This window comes from uncultured Brevundimonas sp., assembly GCF_937863155.1.
Lineage (GTDB): Bacteria > Pseudomonadota > Alphaproteobacteria > Caulobacterales > Caulobacteraceae > Brevundimonas.
This window is the reverse complement of record NZ_CALMFB010000011.1, coordinates 1-15,598: the sequence shown is the minus strand read 5'-3', so window position 1 is coordinate 15,598 and position 15,598 is coordinate 1. Positions and strand designations below refer to the sequence as shown.

At 68.4% G+C, this 15,598-nt stretch carries 13 protein-coding genes and 1 riboswitch; of the genes, 5 read left to right on the top strand and 8 right to left on the bottom strand.

The genetic code is table 11. From position 1 onward, the window contains the following. Positions 1-30: 30 nt before the first annotated feature. The 6 genes from gcvPB to Q0581_RS01150 form a co-directional block, all read right to left on the bottom strand. Entirely contained in the window at positions 31-1,596 is a 1,566-nt protein-coding gene (gcvPB, locus tag Q0581_RS01175; protein WP_298696659.1) for an aminomethyl-transferring glycine dehydrogenase subunit GcvPB, read from the bottom strand. After that, positions 1,596-2,936, bottom strand: coding sequence for an aminomethyl-transferring glycine dehydrogenase subunit GcvPA (gcvPA, locus tag Q0581_RS01170; protein WP_298696656.1), 1,341 nt, complete (start codon positions 2,934-2,936; stop codon positions 1,596-1,598). The genes gcvPB and gcvPA overlap by 1 nt, the downstream gene beginning before the upstream one ends. 125 nt (positions 2,937-3,061) lie before the next feature. Beyond that, positions 3,062-3,427, bottom strand: a complete 366-nt coding sequence (gcvH, locus tag Q0581_RS01165; protein ID WP_298696653.1) for a glycine cleavage system protein GcvH — start codon at positions 3,425-3,427, stop codon at positions 3,062-3,064. A 12-nt stretch (positions 3,428-3,439) separates the two neighbouring features. After that, entirely contained in the window at positions 3,440-4,552 is a 1,113-nt protein-coding gene (gene gcvT / locus Q0581_RS01160; RefSeq protein WP_298696650.1) for a glycine cleavage system aminomethyltransferase GcvT, read from the bottom strand. Between the two features lie 138 nt (positions 4,553-4,690). Then, positions 4,691-4,786, bottom strand: a riboswitch (glycine riboswitch). A gap of 110 nt (positions 4,787-4,896) precedes the next feature. Further along, on the bottom strand, positions 4,897-5,349 hold the full coding sequence (locus Q0581_RS01155) for a peptidase S1 (protein WP_298696649.1): 453 nt from the start codon (positions 5,347-5,349) through the stop codon (positions 4,897-4,899). A 103-nt stretch (positions 5,350-5,452) separates the two neighbouring features. After that, positions 5,453-6,754, bottom strand: a complete 1,302-nt coding sequence (locus Q0581_RS01150; RefSeq protein ID WP_298696645.1) for a type VI secretion protein ImpB — start codon at positions 6,752-6,754, stop codon at positions 5,453-5,455. Between the two features lie 158 nt (positions 6,755-6,912). On the opposite strand from Q0581_RS01150, the gene Q0581_RS01145 reads away from it, so the two are divergent. Further along, positions 6,913-7,575, top strand: coding sequence for a hypothetical protein (locus Q0581_RS01145; protein WP_298696643.1), 663 nt, complete (start codon positions 6,913-6,915; stop codon positions 7,573-7,575). Between the two features lie 51 nt (positions 7,576-7,626). On the opposite strand, the gene Q0581_RS01140 is transcribed toward Q0581_RS01145, so the two are convergent. After that, positions 7,627-8,634, bottom strand: a complete 1,008-nt coding sequence (locus tag Q0581_RS01140; protein ID WP_298696640.1) for an adenosine deaminase — start codon at positions 8,632-8,634, stop codon at positions 7,627-7,629. A gap of 110 nt (positions 8,635-8,744) precedes the next feature. Here Q0581_RS01140 and lspA point away from each other — a divergent pair, with 110 nt between their 5' ends. The 4 genes from lspA to argS all read left to right on the top strand — a co-directional run bounded on the left by lspA (position 8,745) and on the right by argS (position 12,506). Then, entirely contained in the window at positions 8,745-9,248 is a 504-nt protein-coding gene (gene lspA / locus Q0581_RS01135) for a signal peptidase II (protein WP_298696638.1), read from the top strand. Positions 9,249-9,309: 61 nt separating this feature from the next. Beyond that, complete coding sequence (locus Q0581_RS01130) at positions 9,310-9,873, top strand: DUF3035 domain-containing protein (RefSeq protein ID WP_298696636.1); 564 nt, start codon at positions 9,310-9,312, stop codon at positions 9,871-9,873. Positions 9,874-10,002: 129 nt separating this feature from the next. Beyond that, a complete protein-coding gene (locus tag Q0581_RS01125; RefSeq protein ID WP_298696634.1) occupies positions 10,003-10,707 on the top strand; it encodes a Tat pathway signal sequence domain protein in 705 nt (234 codons plus the stop codon). Then, positions 10,704-12,506, top strand: a complete 1,803-nt coding sequence (argS, locus tag Q0581_RS01120; protein ID WP_298696632.1) for an arginine--tRNA ligase — start codon at positions 10,704-10,706, stop codon at positions 12,504-12,506. The genes Q0581_RS01125 and argS overlap by 4 nt, the downstream gene beginning before the upstream one ends. 37 nt (positions 12,507-12,543) lie before the next feature. Here the strand turns inward: argS and ileS are convergent, their stop codons facing one another. Further along, the gene (gene ileS / locus Q0581_RS01115; RefSeq protein ID WP_298696630.1) at positions 12,544-15,561 is read right to left on the bottom strand and encodes an isoleucine--tRNA ligase; all 3,018 of its coding nucleotides are present in this window, start codon (positions 15,559-15,561) and stop codon (positions 12,544-12,546) included. Positions 15,562-15,598: the final 37 nt, after the last annotated feature.

The window sequence follows — 15,598 nt, the reverse complement described above, 5'->3', positions numbered from 1 at the left end:
ATTGCCGTGCTTTGCGAGATGGGGGCGGTCTCAGGCGGCGTTGGAGCCTTCCGGCGCGGACCAGCGCAGCACCGGCGAGCGGGCGGCGCGGGTCTCGTCCAGACGACGCATCGGGGCGTGGAAGGGGGCGCCCTTGAACCGGTCGGCGTCTCCCGCCTTCGCGGCCTGGGCCAGGGCCCGCATGGCCTCGATGAAGCGATCCAGTTCGGCCTTGGACTCGGTTTCCGTCGGTTCGATCAACATGGCGCCGTGCACGACCAGGGGGAAATACATGGTCATAGGGTGGAAGCCCTCGTCGATCATCGCCTTGGCGAAGTCCAGGGTGGTGATCTCCGTGCCCTTCAGCCATTCGTCGTCGAACAGGGCCTCGTGCATGCAGGGGCCGTCGGGGAAGGCCGGGCTCATCAGGTCCTGCAGCCGGGCCTTGATGTAGTTGGCGTTCAGAACGGCGTCCTCGGCCACCTGACGCAGGCCGTCCGAGCCGTGGCTCATCATGTAGCTGAGGGCGCGCACATACATGCCCATCTGGCCCTGGAAGGCGCACAGGCGGCCGAAGGCCTGGGCCGCCTCGTCTTCCGCGCGCTCGATCAGTTTGAAGCCGTCGGCATCGGACACCACCCACGGAGCGGGCGCAAAGGGCGCAAGCGCCTCGGACAGCACCACCGGACCCGCGCCCGGCCCGCCGCCGCCGTGCGGCGTCGAGAAGGTCTTGTGCAGGTTGATGTGCATGGCGTCGACGCCCAGGTCGCCGGGGCGCACCCGGCCGACGATGGCGTTGAAGTTGGCCCCGTCGCAGTAGAAATAGGCCCCCGCCTCGTGCGTCAGGCGGCTGATCTCCAGGATGTCGCGCTCGAACAGGCCGCAGGTGTTGGGGTTTGTCACCATGATGGCCGCCACGTCCGGCCCCAGCTTGGCGGCCAGATCGGCCACATCCACGCGGCCATCGTCGGTCTGGGCCACCTCGACCACCGAATAGCCGACGAAGGCGGCGGTGGCCGGGTTGGTGCCGTGGGCGCTGGTCGGCACCAGAACCTTGCGGCGCGCCTCATGCTGGCCGCTGGCCTCGTGCGCGGCGCGGATGGCCATCAGGCCGCACAGTTCGCCGTGGGCGCCCGCCTTGGGCGACAGGGCCACCGCGGGCATGCCGGTCAGGGTCGTCAGCCAGTGGGCCAGCTGGTCCATCAGCGCCAGGGCGCCCTGCACCGTCGATTGCGGTTGCAGCGGGTGGATGTCGGAAAAGCCCGGCAGGCGCGCCATCTTCTCGTTCAGGCGCGGATTGTGCTTCATCGTGCACGATCCCAGCGGATAGAGGGCCAGGTCGATAGCGTGGTTCTTCTGCGACAGCCGCACATAGTGGCGCATGGCCTCCGGCTCCGACAGGCCCGGCAGGCCGATCGGATCGCGCCGCACCAGGTCGCCCAGGTCCGAGCCGTCGGTGGCGGGGGCGGGCAGGTCGACGCCGGTCACGTCCCAGCGGCCGACCTCGAAGATCAGGGCTTCGTCCTGCAACAGGCCACGCGCCCCGGTCAGGGTGGCGGGCTTTTCGGAGACGGCGTTCGGAGTGGTCGGGCGGCCGACGCTGTTCATGGTGCTCATTACAGCGCCTCCGTCAGGGCGGTCTTCAGGGCTTGGATATGGGCATCCGTCGTCGTCTCGGTCGCGGCGACCAGCAGAACGTCGTCGAAACCGGCGCCGGGGTTCAGGCGGCCATAGGGCACGCCGGCCAGCACGCCCTGCGCGGCCAGGGCGTCCACGACCTGGGTCGCATCCTTGGGCAGGCGGACCGCGAACTCATTGAAGAAGCGCGGAGTCAGGATCTGGACGCCCGGCACGGCGGCCAGGGCGTCGCGCGTCTTCACCGCCGCCTCGTGGTTCAGCAGGGCCATCCGGCGCAGGCCGGTTTCCCCCAGCAGGCTCATGTGGATGCTGAACGCCAGGGTGCACAGGCCGGAGTTGGTGCAGATGTTCGACGTCGCCTTGTCGCGGCGGATATGCTGTTCGCGCGTCGATAGGGTCAGGACGAAGCCGCGCCGCCCCTCGGCGTCCACCGTCTCGCCGCAGTAACGGCCGGGCGTCTGGCGCACCAGCTTGTCGCGGGTGGCGAACAGGCCGACATAGGGGCCGCCGAAATTCAGGGCGTTGCCGATCGACTGGCCTTCCGCCGCCACGATGTCGGCGCCCATTTCGCCGGGCGACTTCAGCAGGCCCATCGACACCGCCTCGGTGACGACGACGATCAGCAGGGCGCCCGCCGCCTGGGCCGCCTCGGCGATCCGGGTCACGTCGGTGGCCGTGCCGAAGACGTTGGGGGTCTGCACCACCACGCAGGCGGTGTCCGGGCCGATGGCGGCGATCACGGCGTCTTCGGCGTCCACGGCGGGCGCCAGGGCCTGGGTCTCGACGCCCACGGCGTGCACCACCGTCTCGGTGGCGCGGACATAATGGGGATGCACCCCGCCCGAGATGACGGCCTTGTTCCGGCGCGTCACCCGCGTGGCCATCAAGACGCCCTCGGCCATGGCGGTCGAGCCGTCATAGAGGCTGGCGTTGGCCACCTGCATCCCGGTCAGGTTTGCCACCTGGGTCTGGAATTCGTACAGGTATTGCAGCGTCCCCTGGGCGATTTCCGGCTGATAGGGGGTGTAGCTGGTCAGGAACTCCGACCGCTGGATGATGTGGTCCACCGTCGCCGGCACATGGTGGCGATAGGCCCCGGCCCCGCAGAAGAAGGGCGCCGACCCCGCCGCCACGTTCTGGCCCGCCAGGGCGCCCAGCGCCCGCTCGACCTCCAGTTCGCCCGCCACGCGCGGCAGATCGACCAGACCGTCGCGGCGCGCGGCCTGGGGCACGTCCACGAACAGATCGTCGATCGACTTGGCCCCGATCGCCGCCAACATGGCGGCGCGGTCGTCGGGCGTCAGGGGGAGGTAGCGCATGGTCTTCTCACTCCGTCATCCTCCGACGTGATCGGAGGATCGGATGCGGTGCGGGCTGTGCGTCGAAGGTTTCGCGACAGCGGTTGATCGTCTGGCCCTCGGGTCAAGCCCGAGGGTGACGGTGGTCAGAGCGTGGTCAGATACTGGTCGTAGGCGGCGCGATCCATCAGCTCGTCCAGCTGACCGGCGTCCTTGACCTTGATCTTGCCGAACCAGCCTTCGCCTTCGGGGTCGGCGTTGACGGTTTCCGGGGCGCCGGACAGGGCGTCATTGCTTTCCACCACCTCGCCCGAGACGGGGGCGTAGACGTCAGAGGCGGCCTTGACGCTCTCGACCACGGCGAAGCCGTCGCCCTTGCCCACGGTCTTGCCGACCTGCGGCGCCTCGACGAACACCACGTCGCCCAGGGCGTCGGCGGCGTGTTTGGTGATGCCGATGGTGGCGACGTCGCCGTCCAGGCGAACCCACTCGTGATCCTTGGTGAATTTCATGGCTGACCCCTCTCAGACTTTCGGTTTGCGATAGTAACGCGACGCGACGAACGGCATGGCGACGACCTCGGCGGCGGCGGCCCGGCCGCGCACAATGACCTGAAGCGCAGTCCCCAGGTCGGCGAAGGCCGGCGGGACATAGCCCATGGCGATGTTCTTCCCCAGGGTCGGCGACGGGCCGCCCGAGGTGACCACGCCGATGACCTTGCCGTCGGCATCGGCGATCTCGGCGCCTTCGCGGGCCGGGGCGCCTTCCTTGACGATCAGGCCGACGCGGACGCGGGCCGGGCCATTGGCCAACTGGGCGTTGATGGCGGCGGCGCCGGGGAAATCGGCGCGTTCCTTGCGCGATTTGGACAGGGCGAAGGTCAGGGCCGCCTCGACCGGATTGGTCCCGGCGTCGATGTCGTGGCCATGCAGGGGCAGGCCGGCCTCAAGGCGCAGACTGTCGCGCGCGCCCAGGCCGATCGGCTTGACCCGCGCGTCCTGCAACAGGGTGTTCCACACCCGCTCGGCGGCGTCGGCCGGGACCGAAATCTCATAGCCGTCCTCGCCGGTGTAGCCCGAGCGGGAGACATAGCAATCGACGCCGAACAGCATCAGTCGGGCGCAATCCATGAAGCCCATGTCCGCCAGAACCGGCTCATGGGCGGCCATGACCTCGGCGGCTTCCGGCCCCTGAATGGCCAGCAGGGCGCGGTCGGCCAGGATCTCCAGCGTGGCGTCGCCGGTCAGTCTCGCCTGAATATGGGCGAAGTCGGCGTCCTTGTTGCCGGCGTTGACCACGACATACAGGCCCGTGTGGTCCGGCTTGCCGGCCATCAGGTCGTCCATGACGCCGCCGGCGTCGTTCAGCAGCAGGCTGTATTTCTGTTTGCCGTCCTTCAGGATCGCATAGTCGCCGGGGACCAGGGCCTCGAAGGCGGCCACGGCGTCGGCGCCGACAATGCGCGCCTGGCCCATGTGCGACACGTCGAACAGGCCGGCGTGTTCGCGCGTCCAGCGGTGTTCGGCCAGGACGCCCTCATACTGAACCGGCATGTCATAGCCGCCGAACCCGACCATGCGGGCGCCAAGGGCGCGGTGCGCGGCGTTCAGGGGGGTGGTCTTCAGTGTTTCGGACATGGGGCCTCGCGGTCGCCTGATCTGACGGTTTCCCGCCGGTGAAGCGCCCCCGCTGTCCTGAAGCCTGAGAGATTCCGGCGTCACAAGCGTGGCGCCTTGCTCCGTCGGCGAACCCGGCCGGGTTCTTTCCAGCGTCCGTGCGCCCTCGCGGTCCTTTTGCCTGAGCGTTTCCGGGGCGGTTGCGCCTTCGGCTCCGGGTCCAAAGCGCGGCCCGGTCTCTCCCGCGAGAGCGACCGAGGTAAGGCCCTGACTCAGGGCCCGGAGTCAAGCGAGAGCGGGCGCGAAAACGCCCCCCGGCCATGACCGGAGGGCGTCGGTGATGCGGGCCTTGCGGTCCGTATCGCCTATTCGATCTCGGTGATGACCAGGGTGGCCTCGGGATTGCCGCTGAAGGCGCCGATCCAGATGTCATAGACGCCCGACTGCGGGCGCGAGAAACGCACCTGGGCGTCGCCGTCGCCGTGCGAATCGTCGTCGCAGTACCAGCGCCCGTCTGGTCCGTTGATGACCAGGGTAGTGTCCGCGGCGGCCACGGTGCGGATGAACAGCGGCATGGACCCGCCGCTATAGGTCAGACGCACGTCCGGCGCCTCGCCGATCTGACCGACGCAGGCGCCCGGCAGGTTGGCGGCGTTGACCGATCCGCCCGCGATCACGGTGGTGGTGTGCGGGTCGTTGGGGAAGCCCGACGACAGGCGCACATTGCCGAAGGTCGGGCTGGCGCTGACATCCTGGGCCAGGGCGGGGGCGGCCGCCAGCGTCAGGGCGGCGGCAAGGCAGATCGAACGGATCATCATGGGCGAAAACTCCACTGTCGGTGCGCCTGACCGAGGGAGATTCGGCAAGCTTGACCTTTGTCAGCCTAGGTTATCGGCGATCACCATGACAACCGCAGCGGTCTCATTCGCAGAAGTCCTCCAGGTCGGGGATGCGGTTGAAGGCGATCTTGGCCCCGATATAGGCGGGCAGGTCGGGGCGCGGGCCGATGCTGACCGTGTCCTTGCCATAGCGGCGGTTCAGAACGTCCAGCGCGCGGGACAGGCGCAGGGAAGGGGAGGTTCCGCCCTGGTCCGGGCCGGGGTCGAACAGATCGGGCGAAAAGGCGTCGATCGGCTTCAGCCCGTGCACCCCCACCCCGACATAGCCGGGACGTCCGCCCGCCAGCTCCGGCGCCGCGCGCGCCCACAACCGGTCCAGCGCGGCCAGCAGGACAAAGGTGTCCGAGGTCGGCGGCACGGCCAGGTTGAACGATCCGGTGCGCCAGCCCGCGTGGCGCCGCGTGTCGTCCAGATCGATGTGCAGGCTCAGCGCCGCCCCCGTCAGGCCCAGGCGGCGCAGGCGCGCCCCGCATTTGACCACCAGCCGCCGGGCCACGGCGCGCGCCTTGTCCGGTGTTCGCATTGGGGCGGCCAGGACGTGGCTGTGGCTGATCGAGGCGATGGGGCGTTCGGGCGGCAGGTCGCTGTCCAGACCGCGCAGGCCGCGCCACACGCGTTCGCCCTCGACGCTGCCCCAGATGGCGCGCGCCCGGCGGGCGTCCAACGCCCACAGCCCAGCCGTGTCCGTCACCCCCGCCGCCGCCAGCCGCTTCACCATGCGCGGCCCCACCCCCGGATATTTCGACAGCGGCAGATCCAGCAGCGGGCCAGGCAGGGCGTCGGCCCGCAGCACGGTGATCCCCGCCGGCTTGCGCATGCCGCAGGCGGTCTTGGCCAGGAACCGGCTGGGCGCCAGGCCGACCGAAGACCGCAGACATTCGCCGACCGTGTCCATGATGGCCGCCTGGATGCGCCCGGCCAGGGCCACGGCCTGGTCCACCCGGCGCCGGTCGCCGGTCAGTTCACAGGAGGCTTCGTCGATCGAGCCGACCTTGAAGATGGGCAGGTGGTCGTCCAGCACCTTCATGATCCGGTGGTGGTAGGCGACGTACAGGTCCGGCCGCGCCTCGGCCACGATCAGCCCGCGACACAGCCGCCGCGCCTCGGCCACCTGCATGCCTGTGCGTACGCCGAAGGGGCGGGATTCATAGCTGGCGGCGATGGCGCCGGTGTATTCGCTGGCGGCCGGGCGCACGATCACCGGCTTGCCGCGCCAGTCGGGGTTTTCCTGCTGTTCGACGCTGGCGAAGAAGGCGTTCAGGTCCAGGAACAGCCAGCGCAGGCCCGCTCCATCCAGTCCACCCTGTGCGCGATCCTGCGTCATCAGAACAGAACATAGCAGGAACAAAAGTGCGATTGAACCCGCCGGCCAGTTTTCAAACTTGGCTGTAGGAACAAGGGCTTTGGGCGCGGGTTGACCTTGGGGCAAGACGCTGGCGGCCATGCAGGCCGGCCGGCGCCATCCATAAGGGAGTCACGCCGATGCCGAACCGATATTCTAATCAGGGCCGATGGACCGAACAGGACCGCCGCGATCGCCTGCGCGACGAGGATGACGTCAACTGGAACGACGGCGCCCGCGCCCGTGGCGAAGGGCGCAGCTGGGCCGGGGCCGAGCGCGCGTTCGGGCGCACCGAAGGCTCTGGCCAGTACGCCCGCCAGGACGACAGCCGCGCCTATCGCGATCGCGACGATTGGGGTGACGCCTATGGCGCGCGGTCCGATCCGCCGTCACGCACCTATGGCGGCCGCGAGACCTGGGGTCGGGATCAGAGCCGATCCGAACGCCAGCCGCGGTCGGGCGAATTCGGCCGCGACTATGGCGTCAGCCGCGCCTATGGCGCCTATCAATCGCGCGATCAGGAAGACGCCCGGGCCTATCGCGCGACCAGCCATGCCCCCGGCGCCCAGATCTGGGAAGGCTCGGGGCAGGACAATCGGCGCGATTACGAGCCGGATTATCTGCACTGGCGCGAGCAGCAGATGCAGAAATTCGACCGCGACTATGACGACTGGCGCAGCGAGCGGCGTCAGAAATTCTCGTCGGACTTCGACACCTGGCGCACCAACCGCGCCGACAATCCGATCGTCGGCGACGTGGCCGATGGCGGCGTCGGCAGCCAGAAGGATCTGAAGAAGGACTGATCGCCTTCAGCTTCTAAGGAACGGAAAGGCCCCGGTTCGTCGGGGCCTTTTCTATGCGGCGGCGTAGGCGTCGATTTCAGCCAGATGACGCGCTTTTTCGGCTTCGCTCAGGAAGCTGCCTTCGAAGCTGTTGCGGGCCATCTGCGTCACCTGTTCGCGGCTCAGGCCGACCGCAGCGGCCAACTGGCGATAGTTGGCGTTCACATAGCCGCCGAAATAGGCCGGGTCGTCCGAATTCAGGGTCACATGCAGGCCCCGGCGCAGCATCTCGGGGACCGGGTGGTCCTTCAGATCCTTGACCACGCACAGCTTCAGGTTCGACAGGGGGCAGACCGTCAGGGTCATCTGTTCGTCCGCCAGACGGCGGATCAGCCCCTCGTCCTCCATCGACCGGTTGCCGTGGTCCATGCGGTCGATGCGCAGCAGGTCCATCGCCTCATGCACATAGGCCGGCGGGCCTTCTTCCCCCGCATGGGCGCACAGCTTGAAGCCCAGGTCGCGGGCGCGGGCGAAGACGCGCTGGAATTTCGACGGCGGATGGCCGACCTCGGACGAATCCAGGCCCACCCCCGCGATCCGGTCGCGCCAGGGCAGGGCGGCCTCCAGCGTCGCCAGGGCCGCGTCCTCGTCCAGATGGCGCAGGAAGCACAGGATCAGTTTGGAGGTGACGCCCAGTTCGGCTTCGGCGCGCGTCATGCCGTCCCACAGGCCTTCGATCACCGTCTGCATGGCCACGCCGCGATCCGTGTGGGTCTGGGGGTCGAAGAAGATTTCGGCGTGGCGCACATTGTCGGCGGCCGCGCGCCGGAAATAGGCGAAGGCCAGATCGTGGAAGTCCTGGCGGGTCAAAAGCACGTTCGCCCCGGCGTAATAGATGTCCAGGAAGTCCTGCAGGTTGGAGAAGTCATAGGCCGCGCGCACGGCCTCGACGCTGTCGAACGGAATCGCGACGCCGTTGCGCCGGGCCAGCTCGAACATCAGTTCCGGCTCCAGACTGCCCTCGATATGCAGGTGCAGTTCGGCCTTGGGCAGGCCGTCGATATAGGCGTCCAGGGACATGGCGATCTCCTTGCCGCCGCATAATGACCTGTCGGCCCCGGCGCGAGAAGGCCATGCGGCGGCGCATTTACCCCCTTCGCCCGCGCGCCGGTTCCTGCTACCGGCGCGAGATGAAGATCACCCGCCTCGCCATCGTCGCCTATGTCTTCGCCCTGGCCGTCATCGTGCTGGATCAGATCACCAAGGCGTGGATGATCGGCATGGATCTGCGTGAAATGCGGTCCATCCCGATTTTGCCGCCGATCCTGAACTTCACCTGGGTCGAGAACACGGGCGTCAGTTTCGGCCTGTTCGGCGGCGGCGCGGCGCGGTGGGGCCTGACGGTGTTCGCCATCGCCATGTCGGGCCTGCTGGCCTTGTGGGCGATGAAGTCCGAGCGGCGCCTGCTGACCACGGCGCTGGGTCTGGTGATGGGCGGCGCCCTGGGCAATGTGATCGACCGCATCCGGTTCGGCTATGTGGTGGACTTCGTCGACCTGTCGGGCACGGGCGTGTTCCCGTGGGTGTTCAACGTCGCCGACAGCGCCATCACCATCGGCGTGGTGCTGCTGGTGCTGGACATCATCCGCGTCGAGCAGGCGGCCAAGGTTGGCGTGGCCCACGAAAAGTCGTAATGACGCGGTCTTCCTAATCCCGAGTTCGCGCGCATCCCGCGCCCCGGAGCCTGAAACGTCCATGCGAATCCGCCGCGCCGCCGTTGTGTCCCTGATCGCCGTCTCGACCCTGGCCCTGGGCGCCTGTGGCGGTCTTCGCCAGTCGATCGGCCTGACCAAGGTGGTGCCGGACGAGTTCGTGACCGTCTCGACCGCTCCGCTGACGGTGCCGCCGGAATACGGCCTGCGTCCGCCGACGCCGGGTCAGCCGCGTCCCCAGGAACTGGCCCCCGAAAGCGCCGCGCGCCAGATTCTGCTGGGCCAGCGCCAGGCCGTGACCCGCACGCCGGGTGAACAGGTCCTGGCCGCCCAGGCCGGCGCCGATCGCGCCGATCCGCTGGCCCGCTATGTCATCGACGACGAGTTCGGCGACCTGGCCCACAAGGACGCCAGCTTCGCGGATCGCGTGCTGTTCTGGCGCCGTGGCGACGCCGCCAGCCAGGCCCCGACGACCGCCCAGACGTCTTCGGGCGCCATCACCATCGATTCCGCCAGCGAGTACGAGCGCCTGCAGGCCCTGACCGGCAATCAGTCGGGCATCCTGATCGCGCCGCGCCGCAGCGGTTTCAAGCTGCCGGGCCTCTGATCCGGCGGCGTATCGCCTGAGGGGGGCGTCGGTTTGCCGCGCCTCGCTTTAGCCGCTATCAGCACCGAGCGTGGCGGGATCGACGCCGGTCCCGGCGCTGCTCACCATTCTTCGGTTGGATTGCTTTCGATGCGCCGCGCTCTTTTCGCCTTCGCCGCCACCGCCGCCGCCCTGACGGGAGGCTTTGTGCTCAATGGCCTGACGGTCACCGACGCCGAGGCGCAGGTCGCCCAGCGCGGCAGCCGCAGCACCGAGGGCCGCCGCGACACCGACGCCGAGCAACGCAGCAACCGGCCGCGCATCCAGCCGCTGCGCCGCCGCGCCGCGGCCGGCCCGTGCCCCTATGTGAAAATCCTGTACGAAGGCGCGCGCTACGTCGAAATGACCGAGGGCCGTCCGTCGCTGCAGACCGTCGGCTATACCGGCGAGATCGAGGGCGTGGTTTCGGACTGCGGCTATCAGTCGGACGAACCGATCACCGTCGAAATGCGCACCCTGTTCAACCTGGGCCGGGGTCCGCAGGCCCAGGGCGACGCCCGCACCTATCGCTACTGGGTGGCGGTGACCGAGCGGAACCGCGCCGTCCTGGCCAAGGAATATTTCGACCTGCCGGTCAATTTCGAGGGTCAGCAGACCGCCTCGATCACTCAGGACCAGACCATCGTCATCCCGCGGTCGTCCGCGACGGTGTCGGGCGATAATTTCGAGATTCTGATCGGCTTCGAGGTCACGCCCGAGATGGCCGAGTTCAACCGCACCGGCAGCCGCTTCCGCATGCAGGCCGGCGCGCCCAACACCCCGGCCCCCAACAGCCCGGCCCCCGGCGCGCAATGACCGACCTCAGAACGGCGCTGGGCGAAGCGGTCACCGCCGCCTTCGCCGCCGAAGGCGTGGCGGGATCGAACATCCGCGTCACCGCCTCTGACCGCCCCGATCTGGCGGATTTCCAGTCGAACGGCGCCCTGGCCGCCGCCAAGTCGGTCGGCGCCAATCCGCGCGATCTGGCCGCCAGCGTCGCCGCGCGCCTGACTGACGATCCGCGCCTGGCCTCGGTCGAGGTGGCCGGACCCGGCTTCATCAATCTGAAGGTGTCCGACGCCGCCCTGGCCGCCCGCGCGGGTGAAGCGGCCGCCGACGCCGACCACGGCGGGGCCTCGACCGTGGCGACGCCGCGCAAGGTGCTGATCGACTACGCCGGGCCGAACGTGGCCAAGCCGATGCACGTCGGCCACCTGCGCAGCTCGATCATCGGCGAAAGCCTGAAACGCCTGTTCCGCTTCCGGGGGGATGCCGTCTGGGGCGACGCCCATTTCGGCGACTGGGGCTTCCAGATGGGTCTGCTGATCGTCGCCTGCGCCGACGAGGGCAAGGCCGACGCCTTCATGGCCGAGGGCGACGGGCCGTTCCCGGCCGACAGCCCCGTGACCCTGGACGACCTGGAGCGCCTGTATCCCCAGGCCGCCGGCAAGGCCAAGGAAGACCCCGCCTTCCGCGACCGCGCCCGCAAGGCGACGGCCGAGCTGCAGGCCGGCCGCGCCGGCTATCGCGCCCTGTGGGCCCATTTCGTCGCCGTCAGCCGCACCGCGCTGGAGCGTGAGTTCGGCGCCCTGGGCGTCACCTTCGACCTGTGGAACGGCGAAAGCGACGCCGATCCCCGCATGGCCGAGATGATCGCCCATCTGGAGAGCACCGGCCTGCTGGTCGAGGACGACGGCGCCCGCGTGGTCCACGTCGCCGGCCCCGGCGAGACGCGCAAGAAGAAGCTGGCCGACGGCTCGGTGATCGAGGCGCCCAGCCCGCCGCCCCTGCTGGTCATCAGTTCCGAAGGCTCGGCCATGTACGGGACCACCGACCTGGCCACCATTCTGGATCGCAAGCACGCCATCGGCCCCGACCTGATCCTGTACGTCGTGGACGAACGCCAGGCCGAGCATTTCGAACAGGTGTTCCGCGCCGCGCGCCTGGCCGGCTATGCGGCCGACGGCATGCTGGAGCATCTGGGCTTCGGCACCATGAACGGGCCGGACGGCAAGCCGTTCAAGACCCGCGCCGGCGGGGTGCTGAAGCTGCACGACCTGATCTCCATGGCCGTCGACAAGGCGCGCGAGCGGCTGCACGAAGCCAGGCTGGGCGACGACCTCCCGACCGAAGAGTTCGAGGCCATCGCCCACAAGGTGGCGGTCGCGGCGCTGAAATTCGCCGACCTGTCGAACGCCCGGACCACCAGCTATGTCTTCGACCTGGACCGGTTCATGTCGTTCGAGGGCAAGACCGGGCCCTATCTGCTTTACCAGGCTGTCCGTATCAAATCCCTGCTGCGCAAGGCGGCGGACCAGGGCGCGGTCCTGGGCGCCATCGTCGTGGCCGAACCGGCCGAGCGGGATCTGGCCCTGACCCTGGACGCCTTCGACCAGGCGGTTTCCGACGCCTATGACAAGCGGATGCCGCACCTGATCGCGGAACACGCCTATCGCCTGGCCCAGTCGTTCTCGAAATTCTACGCCGCCTGCCCGGTGCTGGTCGCGCCGGACGAGGCGACCAAGGCGTCGCGCCTGACCCTGTCCAAGGCGGCGCTGGACCAGCTTGAGATCGCGCTGGACCTGTTGGGTATCGAGACGCCGGACCGGATGTGATCCGGCGCCTTCGGGGCCGCTGCGGCCGGCGGGCGGATCAGCCCGCCCGCGCGTCCAGCCATCGCACCGCATCGGCGTCGCGCGCCGACAGTTCGGGATAGTCGGGGTCCGAGCCGACATCCGGCACGCGCCGCCACGAACGGGCGCATTTGGGTTCAGCTAACAGTGGGATGAGCTTCATCTTCACCGGTGCATCGACGCCAGTGCTTATAGTTACAGGCACGGCAAAGGCTTCACCTGTTACGCTAAGCCATTCGTCTTGATATTTTGGGTTGTCGATATCCAGTAGCCGAACGCGACTCACTCTGAACAGATCTGCCAACTCCTGCTCTACGGAGTTTTCGCCTAGATTATTCAAGAAATTAGACACGGGAGATCCCGTTAGAAGGACAATCTTGGCGTCAAGACCTCCGCCGATTACCTTTTCTCTTCGGGCATTTTCCAGCGCGCCCATTGCTGTTTCAATTAAGAAGTGCAATTGCCCCCAGCGCTCGGCCTCCTCATCGTTGCGCCACGCATCCGGCGTCTCGGGGATCACGCGGGCGCAGTTCGAGCCGCCCTCGGGGAAGCGGGTGGTCCAGGCTTCTTCCATGGTGAATGGGGTCAGGGGCGCCAGCCAGGCGGTCAGGCGCAGGAAGACTTCATCCATCACCGTGCGGGCGGCGCGGCGGCGCACCGCGTCGGGCCGGTCGCAGTACAGGCTGTCCTTGCGGATGTCGAAATACAGGGCCGACAGGTCGCCGGAACAGAACTCCAGCACCGGCCGCACCACGTCCTGGAAGCGATAGTCGGCATAGGCGGCCCGCACCTGGCCATCCAGTTCCCACAAACGGTGCAGGATGAACCGCTCCAGCGGCGGCATCTGGTCCAGCGGCAGGCGCTCTGCCTCTTCAAAGCCGTTCAGGGCGCCCAGCAGATAGCGGACGGTGTTGCGCAGCTTGCGATAGGCGTCGACCGTGGTCTGCAGGATCTGCTTTCCGATCCGCTGGTCCTCGGCATAGTCCACCAGGGCGACCCACAGGCGCAGGATGTCGGCCCCGCTCTCCTTGATCACCACCGCCGGATCGACGGTGTTGCCCTTGGACTTGGACATCTTCTCGCCGTTCTCGTCCTGGGTGAAGCCGTGGGTCAGCACGGCCCGGTAGGGCGCGCGGCCGCGGGTGCCTGAGCCTTCCAGCAGGTTCGACTGGAACCAGCCGCGATGCTGGTCCGAGCCTTCCAGATACAGGTCGGCGGGCCAGTGCGACGGGCGGTCGCCGGTGTAACCCGCCTCGGCCGTGCGCGGCTCCAGCGTGAAGGCGTGGGTGCAGCCGCTGTCGAACCAGACGTCCAGGATGTCCTCGACCTTCTCGTATCGGGCCGGATCGTGGGCGCCCAGGAAGTCGGCGTCGGGCGTATCGAACCAGGCGTCGGCGCCGCCGGTGCGGACAGCCTCGACGATCCGGGCGTCGACCTCGGCGTCATGCAGGGGCTGGCCGGTCTGTTTGTCCACGAACATCGCCAGGGGCGTGCCCCAGGCGCGCTGGCGGCTGATCAGCCAGTCGGGCCGTCCCTCGACCATCGCGCGGATGCGGTTCTTGCCCGCGGCCGGGTGGAAGGCGGTGTCGTCGATGGCGCGCAGGGCGATCTCACGCAGGGTGTCGCCCCCGGCCAGCTCCTCATCCATGCGGATGAACCACTGCGGCGTGTTGCGGAAGATCACCGGCGCACGCGAGCGCCAGCTGTGCGGATAGGAATGCTCCATCCGCCCGCGCGCCAACAGGGCGCCGACCTCGATCAGCCGGTCCATGACGGCGCCGTTGGCCGGACCGAATTTGCCGGTCTTCTTGCCCTCGGTCTCCAGCACCTTCAGCCCGGCGAACAGGGGGACGTGGTCATAATAGGCGCCGTCGGGGTCGACCGTGTCCGGCACCTCGTGATGGCCGTGGGCCTTCCACACCTCGAAGTCGTCGGCGCCATGACCCGGCGCCGTGTGCACAAAGCCCGTGCCCGCGTCGTCGGTAACGTGATCGCCTGCCAGCAGGGGCACGGCGAAGCCATAGCCGGGATGCAGCGGCGCCAGCGGGTGGGCGCATTCCAGGCCCGAGGGGTTGATGGCGTCGATCCGCGTCCATTCGGCGATCTTGGCCGCCTTGCGCACATCGTCGGCCAGTTTGTCGGCCACGATGAACCGCTCGCCCGGCTTGGCCCAGGGCTCGAACTCCAGCCCCGTCTCCATGGCCGTGACCTCATACAGGCCATAGGCGATCTCCGGCCCATAGCTGATGGCCCGGTTGGCCGGCAGGGTCCACGGCGTGGTGGTCCAGATCACGATCGAGGGCGTGGCGTGGCGGAAGGCCAGCAGGTCGTCCGGCTGGTCGTCGCCGGCGGCCGCGACCGGGAATTTCACCCAGACGGTGGGCGAGACATGGTCGTGGTATTCGATCTCGGCGTCGGCCAGGGCGGTGCGCTCGACCGGCGACCACATGACGGGCTTGGACCCGCGATACAGCTGGCCCAACGTCTTGAACTTGTGGAACTCCTGCACGATGGCCGCCTCGGTGCCGAAGTCCATGGTGGCGTAGCGATTGTCCCAGTCGCCGATGACGCCCAGCCGCTTGAACTGTTCGCGCTGCACGTCGATCCAGCCCGTGGCGTATTCGCGGCAGGCGGCGCGGAAGGCGGCCTTGCTGACCTCGTCCTTGCGCTTGCCTTGGGTGCGGAACTTCTCCTCGATCTTCCATTCGATCGGCAGGCCGTGGCAGTCCCAGCCGGGGACGTAATCGACGTCATAGCCCAGCAGGAAGCGGCTGCGGACCACGAAGTCCTTCAGCGTCTTGTTCAGCGCATGGCCGATGTGGATGTCGCCGTTCGCATAGGGCGGGCCGTCATGCAGAACATACAGCGGCGCCTTCTGCGACTGGCGCAGCGTGCGCAGGTCGCCATACAGGTCGCCCCATTGCTCCAGGATCGCCGGCTCCTTCTGCGGCAGGCCGCCGCGCATCGGAAAGGGCGTCTCGGGCAGGAAGACGGTGTCGCGATAGTCGCGGGCGGCGGCGGGGGTGTCGTTGGCCATGGAAAGTCTCAGCGTCTCAAGGATGATCCGTTCGCGT

Bases quoted from the DNA above. Each gene is read 5' to 3' on its own strand.
- gcvPB (WP_298696659.1), bottom strand. From the start codon at position 1,596: ATGAGCACCATGAACAGCGTCGGCCGCCCGACCACTCCGAACGCCGTC.
- gcvPA (WP_298696656.1), bottom strand. From the start codon at position 2,936: ATGCGCTACCTCCCCCTGACGCCCGACGACCGCGCCGCCATGTTGGCG.
- gcvH (WP_298696653.1), bottom strand. From the start codon at position 3,427: ATGAAATTCACCAAGGATCACGAGTGGGTTCGCCTGGACGGCGACGTC.
- gcvT (WP_298696650.1), bottom strand. From the start codon at position 4,552: ATGTCCGAAACACTGAAGACCACCCCCCTGAACGCCGCGCACCGCGCC.
- Q0581_RS01155 (WP_298696649.1), bottom strand. From the start codon at position 5,349: ATGATGATCCGTTCGATCTGCCTTGCCGCCGCCCTGACGCTGGCGGCC.
- Q0581_RS01150 (WP_298696645.1), bottom strand. From the start codon at position 6,754: ATGACGCAGGATCGCGCACAGGGTGGACTGGATGGAGCGGGCCTGCGC.
- Q0581_RS01145 (WP_298696643.1), top strand. From the start codon at position 6,913: ATGCCGAACCGATATTCTAATCAGGGCCGATGGACCGAACAGGACCGC.
- Q0581_RS01140 (WP_298696640.1), bottom strand. From the start codon at position 8,634: ATGTCCCTGGACGCCTATATCGACGGCCTGCCCAAGGCCGAACTGCAC.
- lspA (WP_298696638.1), top strand. From the start codon at position 8,745: ATGAAGATCACCCGCCTCGCCATCGTCGCCTATGTCTTCGCCCTGGCC.
- Q0581_RS01130 (WP_298696636.1), top strand. From the start codon at position 9,310: ATGCGAATCCGCCGCGCCGCCGTTGTGTCCCTGATCGCCGTCTCGACC.
- Q0581_RS01125 (WP_298696634.1), top strand. From the start codon at position 10,003: ATGCGCCGCGCTCTTTTCGCCTTCGCCGCCACCGCCGCCGCCCTGACG.
- argS (WP_298696632.1), top strand. From the start codon at position 10,704: ATGACCGACCTCAGAACGGCGCTGGGCGAAGCGGTCACCGCCGCCTTC.
- ileS (WP_298696630.1), bottom strand. From the start codon at position 15,561: ATGGCCAACGACACCCCCGCCGCCGCCCGCGACTATCGCGACACCGTC.